16 protein-coding genes are annotated in these 21,137 nt (G+C 61.4%); 12 read left to right on the plus strand and 4 right to left on the minus strand.

The window, feature by feature from the left end; translation table 11 throughout:
• The first annotated feature begins 2 nt into the window (after positions 1 to 2).
• Positions 3 to 1,310: an NAD(P)/FAD-dependent oxidoreductase gene (locus ACN9MZ_RS24285; protein WP_426339406.1), complete on the plus strand. Its 1,308-nt coding sequence runs from the start codon at positions 3 to 5 to the stop codon at positions 1,308 to 1,310.
• A 62-nt stretch (positions 1,311 to 1,372) separates the two neighbouring features.
• Here ACN9MZ_RS24285 and ACN9MZ_RS24290 read toward each other — a convergent pair whose 3' ends face one another.
• Together ACN9MZ_RS24290 and ACN9MZ_RS24295 are read right to left on the minus strand one after the other, a co-directional pair.
• Entirely contained in the window at positions 1,373 to 3,247 is a 1,875-nt protein-coding gene (locus ACN9MZ_RS24290) for a glucokinase (protein WP_426339407.1), read from the minus strand.
• An 84-nt stretch (positions 3,248 to 3,331) separates the two neighbouring features.
• A complete protein-coding gene (locus ACN9MZ_RS24295) occupies positions 3,332 to 4,939 on the minus strand; it encodes an alpha-amylase family glycosyl hydrolase (RefSeq protein WP_426339408.1) in 1,608 nt (535 codons plus the stop codon).
• A gap of 196 nt (positions 4,940 to 5,135) precedes the next feature.
• Between ACN9MZ_RS24295 and ACN9MZ_RS24300 the strand changes: the two genes are divergently transcribed.
• The 11 genes from ACN9MZ_RS24300 (at position 5,136) to ACN9MZ_RS24350 (ending at position 18,614) form a co-directional block, all read left to right on the plus strand.
• A complete protein-coding gene (locus tag ACN9MZ_RS24300) occupies positions 5,136 to 6,764 on the plus strand; it encodes an oligopeptide:H+ symporter (protein ID WP_426339409.1) in 1,629 nt (542 codons plus the stop codon).
• A 109-nt stretch (positions 6,765 to 6,873) separates the two neighbouring features.
• Entirely contained in the window at positions 6,874 to 7,659 is a 786-nt protein-coding gene (locus ACN9MZ_RS24305; RefSeq protein ID WP_426339410.1) for a substrate-binding periplasmic protein, read from the plus strand.
• 180 nt (positions 7,660 to 7,839) lie between these two features.
• Complete coding sequence (locus tag ACN9MZ_RS24310; protein ID WP_426339411.1) at positions 7,840 to 8,808, plus strand: ABC transporter substrate-binding protein; 969 nt, start codon at positions 7,840 to 7,842, stop codon at positions 8,806 to 8,808.
• A 13-nt stretch (positions 8,809 to 8,821) separates the two neighbouring features.
• On the plus strand, positions 8,822 to 9,643 hold the full coding sequence (locus ACN9MZ_RS24315) for an ABC transporter permease (protein WP_426339412.1): 822 nt from the start codon (positions 8,822 to 8,824) through the stop codon (positions 9,641 to 9,643).
• A gap of 1 nt (position 9,644) precedes the next feature.
• Positions 9,645 to 10,442, plus strand: coding sequence for an ABC transporter ATP-binding protein (locus ACN9MZ_RS24320; protein WP_426339413.1), 798 nt, complete (start codon positions 9,645 to 9,647; stop codon positions 10,440 to 10,442).
• Between the two features lie 10 nt (positions 10,443 to 10,452).
• Positions 10,453 to 12,144 (plus strand): sensor histidine kinase, encoded by a 1,692-nt coding sequence (locus ACN9MZ_RS24325; RefSeq protein ID WP_426339414.1) that lies wholly within the window; start codon positions 10,453 to 10,455, stop codon positions 12,142 to 12,144.
• Positions 12,141 to 13,682, plus strand: coding sequence for a sigma-54-dependent transcriptional regulator (locus ACN9MZ_RS24330; RefSeq protein ID WP_426339415.1), 1,542 nt, complete (start codon positions 12,141 to 12,143; stop codon positions 13,680 to 13,682). The genes ACN9MZ_RS24325 and ACN9MZ_RS24330 overlap by 4 nt, the downstream gene beginning before the upstream one ends.
• Before the next feature lie 62 nt (positions 13,683 to 13,744).
• Positions 13,745 to 16,480, plus strand: coding sequence for an alpha-1,6-glucosidase domain-containing protein (locus ACN9MZ_RS24335; RefSeq protein ID WP_426339416.1), 2,736 nt, complete (start codon positions 13,745 to 13,747; stop codon positions 16,478 to 16,480).
• A 169-nt stretch (positions 16,481 to 16,649) separates the two neighbouring features.
• Entirely contained in the window at positions 16,650 to 17,192 is a 543-nt protein-coding gene (locus tag ACN9MZ_RS24340) for a DUF488 family protein (RefSeq protein ID WP_426339417.1), read from the plus strand.
• 50 nt (positions 17,193 to 17,242) lie between these two features.
• Entirely contained in the window at positions 17,243 to 18,139 is an 897-nt protein-coding gene (locus tag ACN9MZ_RS24345; protein WP_426339418.1) for a tetratricopeptide repeat protein, read from the plus strand.
• A gap of 13 nt (positions 18,140 to 18,152) precedes the next feature.
• Complete coding sequence (locus tag ACN9MZ_RS24350; protein WP_426339419.1) at positions 18,153 to 18,614, plus strand: GNAT family N-acetyltransferase; 462 nt, start codon at positions 18,153 to 18,155, stop codon at positions 18,612 to 18,614.
• 418 nt (positions 18,615 to 19,032) lie between these two features.
• Here ACN9MZ_RS24350 and ACN9MZ_RS24355 read toward each other — a convergent pair whose 3' ends face one another.
• On the minus strand, positions 19,033 to 19,335 hold the full coding sequence (locus tag ACN9MZ_RS24355; RefSeq protein ID WP_426339420.1) for a hypothetical protein: 303 nt from the start codon (positions 19,333 to 19,335) through the stop codon (positions 19,033 to 19,035).
• 172 nt (positions 19,336 to 19,507) lie between these two features.
• The gene (locus ACN9MZ_RS24360) at positions 19,508 to 21,127 is read right to left on the minus strand and encodes an alpha-amylase family glycosyl hydrolase (protein WP_426339421.1); all 1,620 of its coding nucleotides are present in this window, start codon (positions 21,125 to 21,127) and stop codon (positions 19,508 to 19,510) included.
• Positions 21,128 to 21,137 lie beyond the last annotated feature (10 nt).

The raw sequence follows: 21,137 nt of genomic DNA on the forward strand, positions 1-21,137 counted from the left end.
ATATGGGCACGCTGCTGCGCAAAGAACTGGGCGTCATCGAAAACTCATACTATGAGGCGAGCGTGCAGCGCGCAGCTGCCCTGCCCCCGCTGGCAGGCAGCACCAGCGCCGATGTCTGCGTGGTGGGCGGCGGCCTGGCCGGGCTATCCGCAGCGCTGGAACTGGCCGAACGCGGCTATTCCGTGGTCTTGCTGGAAGCCCAGCGCCTTGGCTGGGGTGCATCCGGCCGCAATGGCGGGCAAGTACTGCCTGGCTTCGGCAACGACGGCGAGTACGCCATAGAGCGCCAGTTGCCGCGCGAGGATGCGCGCCGTGCATGGGATGCCTCGGTGGCCGGCGTCCAGCTGCTGCGCAAGCGCATCGACAAATACAGCATCGATTGCGACTACATGCCCGGTGCACTAAGCCTGGCCGTCAAGCCCGGCAAGATGCGCGCACTGGAAGCCTGGGGGCGGCACGTGGAAAAAGCTTACGGTTATCCGCTGCACTGGATTTCGCCACACGAAATCGGCCAATGGATCGACAGCCCGCGCTTCCATGCCGGCGTCGCCGACATGGGCGGCGGGCATGTGCATCCGCTCAAGTACACGCTGGGGCTTGGGCGCGCCGCGATGGCTGCCGGCGTGCGCGTCTTCGAAGATTCGCCGGTATTCCTGCTGGAGCGCGGCAATACATCGCTTGTGCATACGGCCCAGGGGCAGGTGGCGGCGCGCTTTGTGGTGCTGGGCGCGAATGTCTATCTCGCCGAATATGGCGACCTGGTGCCACGCGTGAGCGCACGCATCATGCCGGTGGGGACCTATATTGTCGCCACTGAAGCGCTAAGCAAGGTCCACGCAGACAGCCTGCTGCCGCGCCGCAGCGCCGTGTCGGACACCAATTTCGTCCTGGATTACTTTCGCTTCAGCGCCGACCACCGGCTGCTGTTCGGCGCCGGCGACAGCTACAGCGCCAAGACGCCGGCCAACCTGGTCGAACGCATCCGGCGCCGCATGGTAACCGTATTTCCGCAACTGGCGGACGTGGGCATCGATTACGCGTGGGGCGGCTTCATCGACATCAGCATGAATCGCGCGCCGGACCTGGGACGCGTCGGCCACAACATCTATTACATGCAGGGTTTCTCGGGCCACGGCCTGGCCTTCACCGGAATGGCAGGCCTGCTGGTGGCGGAAGCTATCGCGGGGCAGGCGGAGCGCTTCGACATCTTCGCGCGCCTGAAACACGCCCCCTTCCCCGGCGGCACGCTGCTGCGCACACCAGCGCTGGTACTTGGCATGCTTTACTTCCAGATGCGGGATCTGTTTTGAAAGTCGGGGTCAGGTCTGGCAATCCGCCAAAATGGCGGATTGCCAGACCTGACCCCCCACTTTCAATTATCAAGGTGGGAGATCTGCAGGCGGCGGCTTTCCTGCACCACGCCGTTGGCTTTGTGCTCCAGCACCAGTTCGGCGTTTTGCTCGTCCAGCGAGATGCCGACTGACAGGATGTCGATCAGCAGCAGCTGCAGGATGCGCGAAATCATCGACAGGAAGGCACTGCTGTCTTCCGTGTGGTCGACCGCCAGGCAAACCGTAGCCTTCTTGGCCAGCGGCGACTGGCTGCTGGTGATGGCGATGACGTCGGCCCCGGCGTTGCGGGCCGATTCCACCGCCTCAACCAGCTCCGGCAGCTTGCCGGAATTGGAAATCGCGATCACCACGTCGCCCGGCTTCAACAGTTCGGACGCAAGCTTGAACAGGTGGGAGTCGCCGTAGGCGGCGGTAGGAATGCGGAAGCGGAAGAACTTGTGCTGGCCATCCAGGGCTACCACGCGCGAGTTGCCCATGGCGTAGAACTCGACCTTCTTTGCCTTGGACAGCAGCTCGATCGCGCGGTCCAGCGAGTGCACGTCCATCTGGTCGCGGAACTTCAGGATCGCGGAAACCGTGTTGTCGATCACCTTGGCGCTCAGGTCGTGCGTGCTGTCGGATACGCGCACCTGGCTGTGACGCACCGGGATGGCGCCGGTCAGGCTGGACGCAAACTTCAGCTTGAAGTCGGCCAGGCCCTGGAAGCCCAGCGAGCGGCAGAAGCGGATCACGGTCGGCTGCGACACTTCCGCCAGACGAGCGATATCGGCGATCGGTTCGTTCAGGACCAGGCGCGGTTGCTCGATCACCAGTTGCGCAACGCGCTGTTCGGCCGGGGTCAATTCCGACTTCAGCGACTGCACGCGTTCCATCAGGGTGTTGGCGCCGGTGCGGCCGCGCAGGTGTTCGGACAAGATCGTGGCGACACCGTAGAACGCGGGATTCGGCGTGGTGATCACATACGTCGGAATGTCGGCCAGGTAGGACGAGAAACGGCCCTTGGCTTCGAAGCGGCTGCGGAACGGCGAGTCCTTGAACCATTCGCCCATGCGAGGCACGATGCCGCCGCCGATGAAGATGCCGCCAAAGGAACCGAGCGTCACAGCCAGGTTGGCCGCGGCGCCGCCCAGCATGGCGCAGAAGCATTCCAGCACTTCGAGGCAGAGTGCATTCCTGTCTTTCAGCGCGCCGGCGATGATCTGCTGCGAGGTCAGGTCGCGCACGCTCAGGCCGTTGCGGCGCGCCAGCGCACGGTAGATGATTTCCATGCCGGGGCCGGAAATCAGGCGTTCGTTCGACACGTGCGGCCAGGTCTGCCAGGCGTATTGCAGGATCGCGTATTCACGTTCGTCGGCCGGCGCAAAGTTGGTATGGCCGCCTTCAGAACCAAGGGTCACGAAACCGTCGGTGGTCGGGATCACGCCAGAGCAGCCCAGGCCAGTACCGGGGCCCAGCACGCCAATCACCGAGTTCTGCGCCGGTGAGCCGCCGCCAACCTGCATCAGGTCTTCCGCCTTGAAGCCGGGGATCGCCATCGCCAACGCGGTGAAGTCGTTCACCACCAACAGGGTATGCAGGCCCAGTTCACGCCGCACTTCGTCGGTGGAGAACTGCCAATCGCGGTTGGTCATGCGGATGTAATCGCCATGCACCGGGTTGGCCAGCGCCAGCGCACCGTGATTGAGGTTGACGTCGCCGTGATCCGCCAGGTAGTTGCGCAATAGCGGGACGATGCCGGTGAAGTCGTCGCACTGAAGCACCCGCACTGCCTGGAACTCGCCAGGTGCGGTTTGCAGCGCCAGGCGCGCATGGGTGGCGCCGATGTCAGCCAGCAGGCGGGGGCCGTCCGCAAAAGCGGATCGGTTAGCTTTTGGGTCTGCCTCTATCTGTTTCATTGTCTTTTAAGTATTAGATAACGCCTTAAAGGCGGGAGGATACCCGAAAAACAAGGCCCCGTGCGTAGACGGGGCCTCTTATATTTATACTACGTAGCCAAACCAGGCGCCGTAGCCTGGCAGTTGGACCTCTTCGCCGGCCACTTCGCCCGGAAGGCCCGGCTGCTCCAGCTTTTGCGCCCCCTTGGCTGCCGGCAGCGCGAAATTGACCGGCGCCGCACCGAGGTTAAACAGCGCCAGCACGCTGCGCTGCCCTTCCAGGTCGCGCCGCAGGGCAAGGACCGGTTCCGGCGCGTCGTAGAACACGATGTCGCCACGCGTGAGCTGCGGCATCGTCTTGCGCCAGGCGATCATTCGGCGCGCGAAGTTCAGCGGCGAATCCGGGTCTTCTTCCTGCACCGAGGCGGCGATGGCCCTGTGCTCCTCCGCCACCGGCAGCCACGGGGTGCCGGAAGTGAACCCGCCATGCGCGCCAGTGGTCCAGGCAATCGGCGTGCGGCAACCGTCGCGTCCCTTGAACTCGGGCCAGAAGGTCTTGCCGTAAGGGTCCTGGATCAACTCATACGGTACGTCGGCTTCGCTGAACGCCAGCTCATCGCCCTGGTACAGGCAAGGCGTGCCTTTCAGCGACAACTGCATGGCCAGCACCAGCTTGGCGAAAGCTGCCTGGTTGCTCATGCCATTCCAGCGCGTCACCACGCGCACGGCGTCGTGGTTGCCGACCGACCAGGATGGCTGGCCGTCCTTGACGCGCGCCTTGAAGTCTTCCACCTGTTTGCGGATATGGCCTGCGCTGCTGTCGGCAGTCAGCAGGTTGAAGCTGTAAGCCATGTGCAGCTTGTTGCCGCCGGCGGTGTATTCAGCCATCACGGCCAGCGAATCGTCGGCGCCCACTTCGCCGATTGCCACGGCGCCGTATTGATCCAGGAGCACGCGCAGCTTTTCGAGGAAGGCCACGTTTTCCGGCTGGCTCTTGTCGTGGATGTGCGCCTGCATGCCGTATGGGTTGGCGTCGCTGACAGTGGAAGTGTCGCGCACCAGGGCCGGCGGGTTGCTGCGCAACTGGCGGTCGTGGAAGTGGAAGTTGCAGGCATCCATGCGCACGCCGTCGACGCCGCGCTTCAACCAGAAACGCAGCGCGTCCAGGTGGGCCTGCTGCACTTCCGGATTGTGGAAGTTCAGGTCCGGCTGGCTGACCAGGAAATTGTGCATGTAATACTGCTTGCGGCGCGAGTCCCACTGCCACGACGAGCCGCCGAACACGGACAGCCAGTTGTTAGGCGGGTTACCGTCCGGCAGCGGATCGGCCCAGACATACCAGTCGGACTTGGGATTGTCGCGCGAGGAACGGCTCTCCTTGAACCATGGATGGTCTTCGGAAGTGTGCGACATGACCTGGTCGATCATGATCTTCAGGCCCAGGCCGTGGGCCTTGGCGATCATGCGGTCGAAGTCGGCCAGGGTGCCGAACATCGGGTCGACGTCGCAATAATCGGCCACGTCATAGCCGAAATCGCGCATCGGGGATTTGAAGAACGGCGAGATCCAGATGATGTCCACGCCCAGCTTGGCGATGTAGTCGAGGCGATCGGTAATGCCATTCAGGTCGCCGATGCCGTCAGCATTGGTGTCCAGGTAACTGCGCGGATAAACCTGATAAATGATTGCTTCTTTCCACCAAGGTGTGCTCATATTCCTCATCCCGATCCAAAACAGTTATGTAGATAATATACATGATGATCACCGGAAGTTCAAATACTATGAAACCTTTAAAATCAAATACTTACGATTTTTTGCGTAGTTAAACTACATGTAAGTGAAACCTGTAGTTGCCAACACAGATGCGTTCGCATAGCATCGCGCCCATTATTTGAAATCGGGAGACCTCATGTCGACGCAAGAACTGGAACAGGGTAACGGGCCGATGCCCCGGCAAATCCCGTACATCATCACCAACGAGGCTTGCGAGCGTTTCAGCTTTTACGGCATGCGCAACATCCTGGTGCCGTTCCTGATCAGCACCTTGCTGCTGTTCATCCCTTCCGAGCATCGCGCCGGCGAAGCGAAGCATGTGTTCCACACCTTCGTGATCGGCGTCTACTTCTTCCCGCTGCTGGGCGGCTGGCTGTCGGACCGCTTCTTCGGCAAATACAATACGGTATTCTGGTTCTCGCTGATCTACTGCGCAGGGCACGCCTGCCTGGCGCTTTTCGAGAGCAACCTGAATGGCTTCTACTTTGGCCTGTTCCTGATTGCCTTCGGCTCGGGCGGCATCAAGCCGCTGGTAGTCTCCTTCGTCGGCGACCAGTTCGACCAGACCAACAAGAAGAAAGCCAAGGTGGTATTTGACGCCTTCTACTGGAGCATCAACTTCGGCTCCTTCTTTGCTTCCCTGCTGATGCCGATCTTCCTGAAGGACTTCGGCCCGGCCGTCGCGTTCGGCATCCCGGGCATCCTGATGTTCGTCGCCACCTTGGTGTTCTGGGCCGGCCGCAGGAAGTATGTCCACGTGCCGCCGTCGGAGCCAGGCAGCGAATCGTTTTCCCGTGTCACCCGCACCGCGCTGTTGTCGGCTGCACCGGGCCAGTCCCGTCCTGGTTTGACCGTCGCGGCCATTGGCGTAATTGCCGCGCTGGTGTCGCTGGCGATGACCCCATCCTGGGGCTTCGTGATCGCGGCCTGCACGGCGCTGGTGCTGCTGATCTCTTTCGGCGGCATCGGAACCTCGATGCAGCTCGAGCGCGCACGCGGCAAGCATAGCGACGAAGCGGTGGACGGCGTGCGCGCCGTGCTGCGCATTTTCATCGTGTTCGCCCTGGTGACCCCGTTCCACTCCCTGTTCGACCAGAAAGCGTCAACCTGGATCGTTCAGGCAAACGATATGGTGCACCCGACCTATGAACTGCTGGGCTGGTCCTTCAGCTTTGTGCCGGCCCAGATGCAGGCGCTAAATCCGCTGCTGGTCATGCTGCTGATTCCATTTAATAACATCGCGCTGTTCCCGCTGCTGCGCAAGCTGGGCTTCGAACCGACGCCGCTGCGCCGGATGGGCGCTGGCATATTCTTCGCCGCACTGGCCTGGGTGGTGATCGGCACGCTGCAGGTGCTGATGGATGGCGGTTCGCCGGTGTCAATGGCCTGGCAGATCCTGCCTTATGCATTGCTGACCTTTGGCGAGGTACTGGTGTCCGCAACGGGCCTGGAGTTCGCGTATTCGCAGGCGCCCTCCTCGATGAAGGGTGTGATCATGGCACTGTGGTACCTGGCGATCACCGTGGGCAACCTGTGGGTGCTGATTGTGAACGCGGGCGTGAAGAACGACGCCGTGTCCGCCTACATCAAGACCACTGGCTTCTCGGTGATGGCCTTCCAGATGTACTTCTTTGCCGCCTTCGCCGCCTTGGTGGCAGGCTGCTTCGCGCTATACGCAATGCGCTACAAGATGGTGGATTTCTACCGCAAGGATACGGAACCACAGGTCTGCTACGGCGCCACGCCCGAACCGCAAAAGGCATGAGCAAAGGGGCGCAGGGCGCGGCGCCGCACCGTACTAGTCAGCAGTCTCTTTGTCTTGTAGGCTGTCTGCTACCGTTTACAAGATGGTGGACTTTTACCGGCTGATACGGATGAGCATCCTGCGCGCCCTGGTTCTTTGCCTGGCCATGACGGCCTCCTTCGCCCGCTCACAGGTGGTCGAGCTGCGCGTAGCCTTCGAGGATAAGGATACCTACGACCATACCGGCGCCGGCACGGTAATTCCTGATCATCCGGGAGTCGCAGTAGAAATGGTGGCAATGCTGCCTTCCCGCGTGCCGCGCCTGAAGATTCAATTTTCGCGCAAACCATGGGCACGCTGCCTGGCGGAACTTGAAGCCGGTGCCGTGGATGCCGTGTTCTCCAGCAGCTTCAAGCCAGAGCGAACGAAGATGGGCGTCTACCCGATGCGCGATGGCAAGGACGACAGGCGCTTTCGGATCGACACCAAAACTTACAGCCTGTACCGCCTGACCGATTCACCGCTCCATTGGGATGGCAAGCGTTTCTCATTTCCACCAAGGCTGGTCGCTATGCGCGGCTACGCCATCGTTGACGACCTGCGCAAGATGGATGTCCAGGTCAACGAAATCAGCAGCACCGAGGATGCCTTCCGCATGCTGCTGGCTGGCCGCGCCGACGGCTTGGCGCAGTTGAGCGACGTAGGCGACTACGTGCTGCGCAAAAATCCCGAGTTCGCGCGCATTGTCAAAGTCTCCCCGCCGCTGGCCGGCAAGGACTACTATTTGCAGTTCAGCCACCAGTTCCAGCAAAAATATCCTGAACTGGTCACCGCGGCCTGGAAAGCACTGGCCGATATCCGCCAGGAGGAACATGAACGGCTGACGGCGAAGTACCTGAAGCAGTACGCCGACTAAGCAACGGCGAAAATCCGCACAAGACGTGGATGGAATTCCGGAATTCCGCCACGCCACAGCGCGGCCGCGCCAGCCGTCAAAGGCTGCGCACCAATCAAATCAAGCACTTGCCGCATTCCAATTTTCTGGCACGGAAGCTGCTATTAGCTGGTCAAAACACCCCCTATCCAGGAGACCAGCATGACCAAGCTTAAACTCGCATCCCTCTTCGTGGCCGCAGCATTCGCTTCCGCCGCCAACGCCCAGGAAGTTGTCCGCCTCGGCAACCTGAAATTCGCGCACTACGGCGCCGTCTCGTACATCAAGGAAATCGCACCGAAGTGCGGCATCAAGGTCGAAGAACACGTGTTCGCCAAGGGTCCTGACGTGATGCAGGCGATCCTGGCAGGCGAGCTCGATGTCGGCGCCACCGCATCGGAAGCCGCCATCCAGGGCCGCGCCAATGGTGCCCCGATTTATGTCGTCGCCGGTTTCGCCAAGGGTGGCGCGCGCCTGGTCGCGCGCCCCGACAGCGGCATCAAGGCGATCAAGGATTTGAAAGGCAAGAAAGTCGGCGTGACCCGCGGCGGCATCCACGAGGTGCTGCTGGCTGCCGAACTGGCGCAAGCCGGCCTGACCTTCTCCGACCAGCCGGGCAAGGACGTGCAACTGGTGTTCCTGGCCTTTGCGGACCTGAACCAGGCCCTGCTCGGCAAGAACCTGGACGCGATCATGCAATCCGAGCCGCAGTCCTCGCAAGCCATCAACAAGGGCTTTGGCGTGGAAGTCATGAAGCCGTATGACACCCCGATCGGCGAACCAGTGCGCACCATGGTGATGAGCGAGAAGTTCTATTCGACCCGCCGCGCTACCGCCGCCAAGTTCATGAACTGCTTCGTACAGGCCACCAAGACTTTCATCGACGACAAGCCGACCGCAGAAAAATACGTGCGCAACGTCATCTTCAAAGGCCAGATCACTTCCGACGACTTCCAGGACGCGATCGCCAACTCGCCGTACACCTACGACATCTCCCCGCAGCACATCCAGATCACCACCGATGTGATGAACAAGACCGGCGTGGGCAAGATGCGCAAGGCGCCTGTGGCTTCCGAGTGGGTCAAGACCGACCTGCTGGACGAAGCCAAGAAGAGCCTGAACATCAAGTAAGGCGAGGCATATCATGGCAAAACTGAATTTGCGCCAGATCGCAGCGGGCTCCGTGGTGCCCGTGCTGGTGATCGCACTGTGGCAGGCCAGCGCCTCGCTGGAATGGATCAACCCGCAAGTGCTGCCCTCGCCTTGGGCAGTGGTCACCAAGTGGATCGAATACCTGCTGCCGCTGCAGCCTTACGACCCGGCTGCCAGCTCCTGGTTCGCCTGGGCGCTGTCCGGCGAGCTGATTGGCGACACCATCAGCAGCATGTACCGCGTGCTGGTCGGCTTCGCTGTCGGCGCCGGCCTGGCCCTGCCTTTCGGCCTGGTGATGGGTTCGAGCAAACGGATGTACGACTGGCTCAATCCCCTGCTGCAGGTGCTGCGTCCGATTCCGCCCATCGCCTACATCCCGCTGGCGATCCTGTGGTTCGGCCTGGGTAACGCGCCCGCCGTATTCCTGATTGCGCTGGGCGCATTCTTCCCGGTGCTGATGAACACCATCGCCGGCGTGCGCCACGTAGATGGCATCTACATCCGCGCCGCCCGCAACCTGGGCGTCAGCCAAAGCACCATGTTCGTGCGCGTGATGCTGCCGGCAGCCGTACCTTACATCCTGTCCGGCGTTCGCATCGGCATCGGTACCGCCTTCATTGTGGTGATCGTTTCCGAGATGATCGCGGTGAACAACGGCCTCGGTTTCCGCATCCTCGAAGCACGCGAGTACTTCTGGTCGGACAAGATCATCGCCGGCATGATCAGCATCGGCCTGCTTGGCCTGGCGATCGACATTGGCATGAACAAGCTGAATAACCATCTGCTGCGCTGGCACCGCGGCCTGGAGAACTGAGATGAGCGCAACCCATATCGACGTCAAGGGCGTCAACAAGGTATTCAAGACCGACAACCGCGAAGTGGTGGCGCTGCGCGACATCAACCTGCAGATCCCGCAAGGCCAGTTTGTCTGCCTGCTGGGACCATCGGGCTGCGGCAAGTCGACCCTGCTGAACGCCATCGCCGGCTTCTCGCTGCCATCGAGCGGCGCGATCACCGCCGACGGCCGGTTGATCACCGGCCCGGGCCCGGAACGCGGCATGGTGTTCCAGGAATACGCCCTCTTTCCATGGATGACGGTGGAAAAGAACATCGCCTTCGGCCTGGAAGTCAAAGGCATGGCGCAGGCGCAAATCAAGCAGCGCGTGGACCAGCTGCTGCAGATGCTGTCGCTGTCGGACTTCCGCAACCGCTATCCGAAAGACCTGTCGGGCGGCATGCGCCAGCGCGTGGCGATCGCGCGCGTGCTGGCACTGGATTCCCCGATCATGCTGATGGACGAGCCTTTCGGCGCACTGGACGCATTGACCCGCCGCAACCTGCAGGACGAGCTGCTGCGCATCTGGTCGGAGCTGAAAAAGACCATCATCTTCGTTACCCACAGTATCGAAGAGGCAATCTACCTGGCCGACCGCATCGTGGTCATGACCTATCGCCCTGGCACCGTCAAGCGCGACATGATCGTGGAGCTGCCGCGCCTGCGCGACCCCGCATCGGCCGACTTCAATGCCCTGAAGCGTGAACTGGGCGCGCTGGTGATGGAAGAGCAGCAGCGCCACCACAGCGACGAACTGCGCATGGCTGCGGTGGACTAAAATTGCGCTTATGCGCAAACCTTTCCTATTGCTGTTAACCCCGGCGGCCGCGATTATCGTGGCCGCCTACCTGCTCGGCGCCTATCGTGCCGGCAACGAACAGTTGGCGCAGGGCCAGCGCCAGCTGCAGCTCATGGCGCCGGAACTGCAGTCGGTGCTGGAACGCTTTGAAACCCTTCCCTTCGTCCTGGCGCAGCAACCCGACCTCACCAACGCCCTGGCCCGCCCGAAAGATCCTGAAGCAATCGCCCGGCTGAACGAAACGCTGCAAACCATCCAGCAGCAAGCCAAGGTTGGTGCGCTGTACCTGATGGACCGCAACGGCCTCACGCTGGGCGCCAGCAACTGGGACCAGCCGCTCGGCTTCGCCGGCAAGAATTTTTCCTACCGTCCGTATTTCCAGGCCGCGCTGCGAGGCGATGCGGGCCGCTTCTACGGCATCGGCACCAGCACCAGCGAAGCGGGCTACTTCATCGCACAGCCGGTGCGCCGCCACGGCGAGATCGATGGCGTAATCGCCGTCAAGATCAGCCTCGCCGAACTGGAACGCAACTGGAACAGCAGCGAAGATCCGATCCTGCTGGCCGATCGCCATGGCGTGATCTTCCTCAGCAACCGTCCGAATTGGCGCTACCACAGCCTGGAGCCGCTGCCGCCCAGCGCGCTGGCTGAACTGGCCCGCACGCAGCAATACATCGGCCGCGATGTCACGCCGCTGGCCCGCAATCCCGGCCCGCGCGTCACGCAGGAGGTGGGACGGCTTGGCTGGCAGCTGATGATCTTCCCGAGCCAACTGCGCGTGGTCCGCAGCGGCATCAACTGGGCGCTGGCAACTGCCCTGCTGCTGGCCTGCGGCGGCGTATCGTATTGGGCCATGCACCAGCGCCGCCGGCGGCGCGAGGAACGCCTGGCCTTCGACCGCGAACTGGAGTCGCGCATCGCCCAGCGCACGCAGCAACTGAGCGAAACCAACCGCATCCTGCGCACGACGCAGAACGAAATGGTGCAGGCCGGCAAACTGGCGATGCTGGGCCAGATGGCGGCCGGCATGACCCATGAACTGAACCAGCCCCTGGCAGCGATCCGTGCCTTTGCCGACAACGCCCGCACCTTCCTGGAGCGCGGCCAGCCGGAACAGGCGGCCAGCAACCTTGGCCACATCGGCGATGCCAGTGCGCGCATGGGCGCCATCATCAGCCAGCTGAAAGGTTTCGCGCGCAAGGACGAAGCCGTCGGCCCGGTGGACTTTGGGCGCGCCGTGCGCAGCTCGGCCTTCCTGCTGGAGAGCGAGAGCAAGCGCCGCAACGTGGCGATGGAGATCGATACCGGCGCCGTTCCGGTGATGGTGGCAGGCGATACGGTGCGTATCGAGCAGGTGCTGATCAACCTGCTGCGCAATGCCCTCGATGCTGTCGAGGGCATTGCGCAGCCACGCGTCTCCGTCGTGCTGTCGCGTGAAGGCGGCGACGGCGTGGCACGCATCAGCGACAGCGGCCCGGGCATCCCGCAAGAAGTGGCAGCGCACCTGTTCGAGCCCTTCTTCACGACCAAGCCGGCCGGGAAAGGGCTGGGCCTAGGGCTGGCGATTTCCTCGTCGATCGTGCAGGCAATGAACGGCCGCCTCTCGGCCCGCAACCTGGACGGCGGCGGCGCGCAGTTTGAGTTACGCTTACCGCTTATCAAAGAAGGAGCTGCCCCATGAAGGCGCTATTGGTTGAAGATGAGGCCGCGCTGCGGCTGGCCACCTCGCAAACGCTGGAACTGGGCGGTTTTGCGGTGCAGGCTTGCGCAAGCGCCGAGGAAGCACTGCCGTTGTTGCTGGCGAACTTCGCTGGCGTGGTGGTGACCGACGTGCGCCTGCCGGGACTTTCAGGGCTGGACTTGCTGGCGCGCGTGGCGGCGCTGGACGCCGAGCTGCCGGTCATTGTCGTCACCGGTCACGGCGACGTCAGCATGGCGGTCGAAGCCATGCGCGCCGGCGCCTACGACTTCATCGAAAAGCCTTTCGCCTCCGAACGCCTGATGGACGCTGTCAAGCGCGCCCAGGAGCGCCGCAACCTGGTGCTGGAAAACCGCCGCCTGCGTTCCGAGCGCGCGCAGCATCCCGACATGCCTGACCTGATCGGGCGCTCCGAAGCCATCGAACACCTGAAGGTTGTCGTGCGCAACGTGGCGCCGACCGGCGTCGATATCCTGGTCAATGGCCAGACCGGAACCGGCAAGGAAGTGATGGCCCGGCTGATTCACGCGGCCAGTGGGCGCAAGGGGAATTTCGTTGCAATCAACTGCGGTGCCTTGCCGGAGTCGGTGTTCGAGAGCGAGATCTTTGGCCACGAAGCGGGCGCCTTCACCGGCGCGCAAAAGCGGCGCATCGGGAAGCTGGAATTCGCCAATGGCGGCACGGTTTTCCTCGACGAGATCGAGAGCATGCCGATGGCCTTGCAGGTCAAGCTGCTGCGCGTGCTGCAGGAGCGGCGCCTTGAACGGCTGGGCGGGAACGAGTCGGTCGCGCTGGATTGCCGGATAGTCGCCGCCAGCAAGGCCGACTTGCTGGCGCTGTCGGCGCAGGGCTTGTTCCGCGAAGACCTGTATTACCGGATCGGCGTGATCAGCATCGACTTGCCGCGCTTGCGCGACCGGCGCGAGGATATTCCGTTGCTGCTGGCGCACTTCGTCGCCGAGGCAGCCCAGCGCTACCAGCGGCCGATGCCGATGTGGACGCCCGAGCAGATGGCTGTGTGGCAGGCAGCGGATTGGCCGGGCAATGTACGTGAACTGCGCAACTTCGCGGAACGCCTGACGCTTGGACTGGTACCTGCCGCGTCGATCGCCCCGCCGCATGGCATCCCGGCGAGTGCCGCTGCCGCTGCCGCGGTAGGCAGCGCGGCCAGCCCGGCATTTGCCACAGGTGCGGGCATTTCCTCGCCTGCGGGCGTGGCCACGGGTGCGGGCATGGAGTGGGCTGCCGGCGCTGGGGCCACGGGCAGCGCCGCGATGAGCGCTGGTGTTGCGTCAGCGGCCGGCGTCGCAATGGCAGCCGGCGCGCCCGCCGCCGGCGCGGTGGCGCTGGACGCCGAGCAGCCGTCCCTGCCGCAACAAGTCGACGCTTTTGAGCGCGACCTGATCCTGCGCGCCCTGGCCGCCGCCGATAACAATGTGGCACTGGCGGCAGACCGCCTGCTCCTGCCCCGCAAAACGCTGTACGACAAGCTGAAGAAGCACCAGATCCAGCGCGACTAAAATGTAGTAAAGCTACACGTATTGCGGTAAGATTTCTGTAGAATCACTACTACGGAGACCCAATGAAGCAGCGCACCCTCGTCGCGGCCCTGCCGGCGGTTATTGCGGCAGTTTCCGCCGCGGCAGCACCAACCACCGCCCTCACCGCAGCGCCAACTGCAGCGACACCGCACACGCTGGCCTCCTGCGACGGCCCGCACGAAACAGTGCTGGCCCGTACGCAAGGCTTTGACGCCCGCGCCCTGTGGCTGGACGGGAGGTTGGCGAAATGGCCCGGCGCCCAGGCCGAGGGCGGCTTCAGGCTCTATTACGCAACCGCGGCCGGCATCAGCGCCCCGCAAGGCGCCACCGTTAGCGGCGCGGATGGTGCGCTGCAGCTCAGCGCAACGACAGAAGCGCTTCCCTCGCCTCTGGCCGAGCGCTTCAGATATACCGGAGACGGCGTACTGCTCGCGCTGTCCCCCGCCGACCGCGTCCGCCTGCCGGCGCTGCTGCCGAAACAACTGGTGCTGGTGCAGGAGAACGCCGACGGCACCGTGCGCGACGCCACGGCTTTGCAAGTCCCGGGCGTGCTGGATGACGTCTACGCCGCTGCAGAACAAACGACCGACCTTGGCGCCAGCATCGCCAAAGGCGGCACCACATTCAAGCTGTGGGCGCCGACCGCGCAACGCGTCTCCGTCTGCGTCTTCGACTCCGGCAGCAGCAAGCCCAAATCCATCACCACCATGCATGCCGACGCAAAAACCGGCATCTGGTCCGCCAGTTCGCCCAGCAACCTGTCCGGCCGCTACTACAAATACGTGGTGGACGTGGTCGCGCCGAAAACTGGCCTGGTGCGCAACGTCGTTACGGACCCTTATTCGGTCAGCCTGACCGCCGATTCCGCCCGCAGCTACATCGCCGACCTGTCCGACCCGCGCCTGGCGCCCGCCGGCTGGAGCAAGGACCAGCCGCCTGCCAAGGTGAAGGCGCAGCCGGACCTGTCAATCTACGAACTGCATGTGCGCGACTTCTCGATCAACGACCTGTCGGTCAGTGCCATGAACCGCGGCAAATACACCGCCTTCCGCGAGACCGGATCCAATGGCATGAAGCATCTTGCCATGCTGGCCAGGGCTGGCCTGACCGACGTGCACCTGCTGCCGGTGTATGACCTGGGCAGCGTGCCGGAAAAAGGCTGCGTCGCTCCCGTCGTGCACGGCGCGCCGGACAGCGACCAGCAGCAGAGAATCGTCAGCGACAACGCGCTGAAGGACTGCTACAACTGGGGTTACGACCCTTGGCATTACAACGCCCCTGAAGGCAGCTACAGCACCGATGCCTCCGACGGCGCGCGCCGCATTATCGAACTACGCGAAATGGTGATGGCGCTGCACAAGACCGGCCTGCGGGTCGGCACCGACGTGGTCTACAACCACACCTATCGCGGCGGACAGCACGAGCGCTCGGTATTGGACCGCATCGTACCCGGCTATTACCAGCGGCTGAACCTGAAAGGCGAAATCGAAAACTCCACCTGCTGCTTCAACACAGCCACCGAGAATCGCATGATGGCCAAGCTGATGATCGATTCGGCCGAACTGTGGACCAAGCACTATCACATCGATTCCTTCCGCTTCGACCTGATGGGACACCAGCCGCGCGCCGCAATGGAAGCGCTGCAGGTGCGCGTCAATAAAGCGGCCGGGCGACACGTGAACCTGATCGGCGAGGGCTGGAACTTCGGCGAAGTCGCCGACGGTGCACGCTTCGTGCAGGCTTCGCAACTGTCGCTGAACGGCAGCGGCATCGGCACATTCAGCGACCGCGCGCGCGATGCAGTACGCGGCGGAGGCGCTGGAGATTCGGGTGCGCAAATGGTCGCGCAGCAGGGGTTCATCAATGGCCTTGTGTACGACCCGAACGCCGGCGCCGGCTTGCGTCCCGTGACGGACCTGATGAAGGCATCCGACCTCGTGAAAGTCGGCCTGGCAGGCTCGATCCGCAGCTACCGCATGCAGACCTTTACCGGTGAAACCAAGGAGCTGCAGGCAATCGTGTATGGCGGCAACCAGCCGGCCGGCTATGCGAGCCAGCCCAGCGAAGTAGTCAACTACGTAGAGAACCACGATAACCAGACGTTGTACGACATCAATGCCCTCAAGCTGCCGATATCCACAACCAGCGCCGACCGCGCACGCGTGCAGATGCTGGCGGCGGCAATCAACGCTTTCTCGCAGGGCGTGGCGTATTACCACGCCGGGTTTGAAATCCTGCGTTCTAAATCGATGGACCGCAACAGCTTTGAATCGGGCGACTGGTTCAATCGCCTCGACTGGACCTACCAGACCAACTATTTCGGATCCGGCCTGCCGCCTGCTGCGGACAACGGCAAGGACTATGCACTGCTCCAGCCCTTGCTGGCCAATCGCGCGCTGCAGCCAACGCCCGTCGATATCGCATTCTCACGCGACGCCTTCCGCGACCTGCTGCGCATTCGTGCCAGCAGTACACTGTTCCGCATGCGGACCGCGGACGATATCAGGAAACGCCTGCACTTCCTGAACACCGGACCGGAACAGGTGGCAACCGTCGTCGCGGCACGCCTGGATGGCGCTGGTTATGAAGGCGCGGGGTTCAAGACGGTTGCTTACTTTATCAACGCGGACAAGGTGGAGCAGACAATCGTCGCCGCTGGCGAAGCCGGCAAGGCTTATCGCCTGCATCCCGTCCAAGCTGGGGCGGCGGCTCGCTACGACGCAGCAACGGGCAGCTTCACCATTCCGGCGCGGACGGCTATAGTGTTTGTTGAATAAACTTAAAGGCCAGCGGCCGCCCATCCATGACAATCATCCTTCGCGCGATTCAAGGCGATATCACTGCAAATGGATGGAATGCTCAACAGGCTGGTGCGCCATTTCAGATGGACGCAAATGAATGTGCGTTCATGCCAGAATATGGATAAAGCCATCGCGAAAGCTGAGCATGACGCAGGAACTCGTCTGCACTATCGGCCACTCGAATCGTTCAGTCGACGAATTCATCGGGCTGTTGCGCCAAAACGGCATCGAATGCCTTCTCGACATCAGGACGGTGCCGAAGTCGCGCCATAATCCACAGTTTGGGCAAGACCAGTTAGCTGCGTCGCTGGCCGCAGCAGGAATCGAGTACCGTTATATGCGCGGGCTTGGCGGGCTGCGTCGTCCACGGAAGGATTCCGAAAATACTGGCTGGCGTAACCTGTCCTTTCGCGGCTATGCCGACTATATGCAGACGGAGGAGTTTGCGGAGAACGTCGATGCTGTGGTGGAACTCGGACGCAACAAGTGCTGTGTGCTGATGTGTGCCGAAGCAGTACCGTGGCGCTGCCACCGCTCGCTGGTGGCCGACGCTTTGCTTGTCCGCGGCGTGCACGTGGACGACATCATCGACGCGCGACAACGGCGACCACACAAGATGACGCCATTTGCCAGCGTTGAAGGGGTACGCATTACTTATCCCGGCGAAGAAGAGTGTGGAAATCGGTGAGCTTTCTGGATCAGGCGTGATGATATCCTGATTCAATTTTGGTCTCCTCCATGAAGAGAACTTTGCACGCTCTGGTCGTCGCAGCCATATTAATCGCCTCCTTGCAAGCCAATGCATGTATCAATTCGGTCGGCACCAACTACCGCGGCGAAATCATCAGGCCAGGCACATACACGGGCAATGGCCTCAAGCCCCAGCTGATCACACCGAACGACAAAGCCTTTCTGATTCCTTGGTCTAAGTACGCGGTCGCAGAAGTGCGCAAGTCGCCAACATTCCGCAATTTAATCGAATTGTCCGCAGTTCTGATCCGCTTCGACAAATTGCCTGAAGCGGTGAAACTGCTTCAATTTATAGAGAACAAGTACCCAGGGAAATATCAAACAGCGTCCAACTTGGGTACTGCATACGAATTACTGGGGCAGAACGAAGATGCATTGAAATGGATTCTCGAAGGGCTGAAGCGAAATCCGAACGACCACTTTGGAACTGAATGGCTGCATGTTCACATCCTGAATGCAAAGTTAGGGAAAGTCCCTCGGCCGACTTCTGGAAAATCAATCCTGAATCTCGACTTCGGCAATGATGCAATGCCGCGACTTCCGGCACAGCTTCCCAACGGGAACGATGGAAAGCCAACCTCTCTGTACGCGATGGGCCGTGCGCTAAGCTACCAACTGACGGAGCGGATCTGGTTCGTTCCCGCTCCAGACAAAATGGTTGCAGGGCTGCTGCTCGATTGGGCGAATCTGGAGCTGCTCGCGGGTGCAGTGGAATCGGCTGACGTGCTTTATGACGCCGCAATTCGTTACGGCGTTAAAGAGGACAAGACAATCTCTCTTCGCCGGAAGGAAGTGGAAAAGATTCTGTCGCTAGCGAGGAAAAATCCCAGCGACAAAACAGGGAATTGCGAGTTATGCGAACCACCGGCTTCGGATCTCAAATAGGAACAGCTTAGCAATGACGGTACGCGACTTCAAAGCCTCGGACTTCCCTGCAGTCTGTCGCATCTATTTTGAAGCAAAGCGGGAAGAACTGAAGTTCGAGCCCTACCCTTTTAACGTCACCCCACTTAATCAGGACGAAGTTCTCCTGGCGGCTTTTTACGAATCCGATGTCATCGTGTTCGACGATGGCACTGTACGTGGGTTCGCGGCGACTTTTGCCGGCCAATTGAGGGCTCTGTTTGTTGATGGTGCGGTGCGAGGCAGAGGTATCGGCCAGTCACTGCTTGATGCCGTGCTGGCAAGGGGAACGGAAGGTCTTTCCCTGAACGTCGCAAAATCGAACGGGGATGCCTTGCGATTTTATGCTCGGAATGGTTTTTCGAATGTTGGTGAAACTGTGAGGCATTACGCCGGCCATGAAATCATGTACCTCAAAATGCAGCTTGCGCCTAAGCTTGGGGAGGTCATCGCATAACCTGCAAAAACTTGTATCTTGTTGCCAGGCGCAATGGCGTTATTGGCCGGATGGCGTCTTCTTCGCCTCCGCAGCTTCGACATGAACGCGAAGCGCGCGCAGGCCGACCCGCTGGATACGGGCAAGTGGCCGCTGAGGTGCTGGCCGTGCTTCCTTATCTCTTGTTGCGCCAAACATCATCAGCTGAATCTTTTCCATCTCGGTGAGCGAAAATGGTAAAGGCGCTTCCGACGCCTCAAAGAAGTTGATCCCAATGTGGATTGGAACCGAAGTACGTGGTGGCGAGTTGGCGGAGTAGACCAACGTGATTGGGGCCACTTTCGGTGCCGAGTCCGAAGTGGACTCTATCCACAGCTTGGCGCGGCAAACCTTGGTGTAGTTTATTCCACCTTCAATCCTGTCCGGGAGCCTCTCGTGGTCAGTCAGCCTCACCCTGATCTCGCTTAAGCTCCCTGAAGTTACTCTTTCTCAAGTAGGTGCCAAGGCCAATTTCCTGCCACCCTGCCGGCATCCGCGCGTAAAGCCGGGGCAAGAGCCACATGACGTCGTGGTCAACCGCGAGGAACGGCTGGTAGGCGTCAATCATCGCCTGGTGCCGGGGCGGCACAGGAATAGCCGCAGGAAACGCCTTCTGCGATGCGCTTTGCGCTGCCTTCTGCAATGCGCTTTGCGATACATCGTCGAAAGCCCTTGATACTATCGTGTAAACGTGTGCCGCCATTTCGTCCTCCGCGCGCCCACCGTCGCAGTCTGGAACGCCAGAGCACCCGCTCAGGAAAAACAGGCAAGACAAAACGGTGGCAATTACTCGTAACATTGCTGAATTGATTTTTTTACAATCCGATAGTTTGCGCCAAACTGCGCGCTTCTGGCAAGCCGGACCCAAGCCGGCCTTATGGCGAGAGCAGGATTGTGGAGTTTTTGCCGTTGGTGCGAACGACGCCGTCCTTCACGGTATAGGCGACGCCGGCGTAGGCATCTTTTACCTTGGTGCCGTCTGCAAATACGCCGCCGACCGCTATATCCACTGGCTGGCCGGTCTTCACATCCAGCGCCACGACTACCTTGTCCTCGCCACGTACGCGGCTGAAGGTGTACGGCAGGTCCGCCAGCTTCTTATGCTCGCCGGCACCGACCGCAGGATGCGCCTGGCGGAATTTCCCCAGCTTTGCCCAGTGCGTCCTCACTTTGGCATTTGTTTTCAAGTCGCCCCAATTCATGAAGGAGCGCAGCTTTGCATCGCCCTTCGCTTCGGCCACGTCGAGGCGCCGTGCGATTTCGTCGCCGTAGTAGATCTGTGCGGCGCCGGGGGCGAGCAGCAGCTTGTTGGCTGTCTCGAACGGCTTCTGGCGCGCAGGGTCGAAGGGATTGCCGTCGTCGTGCGAGTCCATATAGTTCATGACCGAATGCCCTTTCAGCGGACCAGCAAGTTGCGCCGCGTATTTGCTGAACAAGGTTTCGTAGTCGCCCTTCGCATCATGCACCAAGCCAAAGTTGATCAGGCCATTGAAACCATTCGCGTAGTAATTGGCTTTCTCGCCGCCGCCCATATCGAAGTCCTGGCCATGAGCGATGTTGTAGTTGTAGACCTCCGCCAGCATGTAGAAGCGGCCATCACCCAGCACCTTCCTTGGATTCAGGCTTTTCCATTCGTCGTGCGCGGCCAGTGCGACCTTGCGCAGCTCGGCCCATACCGCAGGCTCAACGTGTTTGGCCGTATCTGCGCGGAAGCCGTCGACGCCGTATTTGCGCACCCAGTCCGCGTGCCATTTCATCAGGTAGTAGCGCGGGGCGCGTGGATAGCCGGTGCGGGCAAAGAAGTCATCGAGTTCTTTCACTTCGCGTTCGTAGCGGCCTTCGGCTTTCCACTTGGCTGCCAGCGCTGGCGGCAGTTCCACCGGCGTATCGCTCTCAGTGCGGAAGTCTGGCAGGTTCTTTACCAACGTGCAGCTTACGGTGGACGGCACGTCCTTGTACTGGCATTGCGGCTCGGTGCGTACCCAGCCTTTGGGCCAGGCAGGGTCGGCCTCCGTCACTGGGCCCGTGTGGTTCATCACCACGTCCAGCAGCACGCGAATGCCGCGAGCATGAGCGGCTTCAACGAAATCGCGGAAGTCTTTTTCCGTGCCAAGGTTGGCGTCCATCGCAGTAAAGTCGCGCGCCCAATAGCCGTGGAAGCCGTAGGACTTGCCGGTTCCTTCGTCGGTGCCGGAGTGGATTTGCTCGACTGGCGGGGTGGTCCAGATCACGTCCACTCCCAGCTCGTCGAAATAGCCGGACTTGATCTTTGCCGTCAGCCCCTTGAAATCGCCGCCCATGAAGCCGCGCAGTGGTGCAGCGTCTGCCTTGCGGCCATAGGCCAGGTCGTTCGCCTTGTCGCCATTGGCGAAACGGTCGGTCACCAGGAAGTAGACGGTCGCATTCTCCCAAAGGAAGGGCTTGGGCGGCGCCGCGGATGCACTGTTGGCGCCAGCGGCAAGTAGCAAGGACAACGCGAGGGATGAAAGTTTCATTCAGCTTTTC

It is taken from the genome of Pseudoduganella sp. S-14, assembly GCF_049913285.1.
In the GTDB taxonomy this organism is placed as follows: domain Bacteria; phylum Pseudomonadota; class Gammaproteobacteria; order Burkholderiales; family Burkholderiaceae_D; genus Rugamonas.

Coding starts and splice junctions, on each gene's coding strand:
- ACN9MZ_RS24320 (WP_426339413.1), top strand. CDS start 9,645: ATGAGCGCAACCCATATCGACGTCAAGGGCGTCAACAAGGTATTCAAG.
- ACN9MZ_RS24305 (WP_426339410.1), top strand. CDS start 6,874: ATGAGCATCCTGCGCGCCCTGGTTCTTTGCCTGGCCATGACGGCCTCC.
- ACN9MZ_RS24310 (WP_426339411.1), top strand. CDS start 7,840: ATGACCAAGCTTAAACTCGCATCCCTCTTCGTGGCCGCAGCATTCGCT.
- ACN9MZ_RS24355 (WP_426339420.1), bottom strand. CDS start 19,335: ATGGCGGCACACGTTTACACGATAGTATCAAGGGCTTTCGACGATGTA.
- ACN9MZ_RS24295 (WP_426339408.1), bottom strand. CDS start 4,939: ATGAGCACACCTTGGTGGAAAGAAGCAATCATTTATCAGGTTTATCCG.
- ACN9MZ_RS24285 (WP_426339406.1), top strand. CDS start 3: ATGGGCACGCTGCTGCGCAAAGAACTGGGCGTCATCGAAAACTCATAC.
- ACN9MZ_RS24315 (WP_426339412.1), top strand. CDS start 8,822: ATGGCAAAACTGAATTTGCGCCAGATCGCAGCGGGCTCCGTGGTGCCC.
- ACN9MZ_RS24325 (WP_426339414.1), top strand. CDS start 10,453: ATGCGCAAACCTTTCCTATTGCTGTTAACCCCGGCGGCCGCGATTATC.
- ACN9MZ_RS24290 (WP_426339407.1), bottom strand. CDS start 3,247: ATGAAACAGATAGAGGCAGACCCAAAAGCTAACCGATCCGCTTTTGCG.
- ACN9MZ_RS24300 (WP_426339409.1), top strand. CDS start 5,136: ATGTCGACGCAAGAACTGGAACAGGGTAACGGGCCGATGCCCCGGCAA.
- ACN9MZ_RS24340 (WP_426339417.1), top strand. CDS start 16,650: ATGACGCAGGAACTCGTCTGCACTATCGGCCACTCGAATCGTTCAGTC.
- ACN9MZ_RS24345 (WP_426339418.1), top strand. CDS start 17,243: ATGAAGAGAACTTTGCACGCTCTGGTCGTCGCAGCCATATTAATCGCC.
- ACN9MZ_RS24350 (WP_426339419.1), top strand. CDS start 18,153: ATGACGGTACGCGACTTCAAAGCCTCGGACTTCCCTGCAGTCTGTCGC.
- ACN9MZ_RS24330 (WP_426339415.1), top strand. CDS start 12,141: ATGAAGGCGCTATTGGTTGAAGATGAGGCCGCGCTGCGGCTGGCCACC.
- ACN9MZ_RS24335 (WP_426339416.1), top strand. CDS start 13,745: ATGAAGCAGCGCACCCTCGTCGCGGCCCTGCCGGCGGTTATTGCGGCA.
- ACN9MZ_RS24360 (WP_426339421.1), bottom strand. CDS start 21,127: ATGAAACTTTCATCCCTCGCGTTGTCCTTGCTACTTGCCGCTGGCGCC.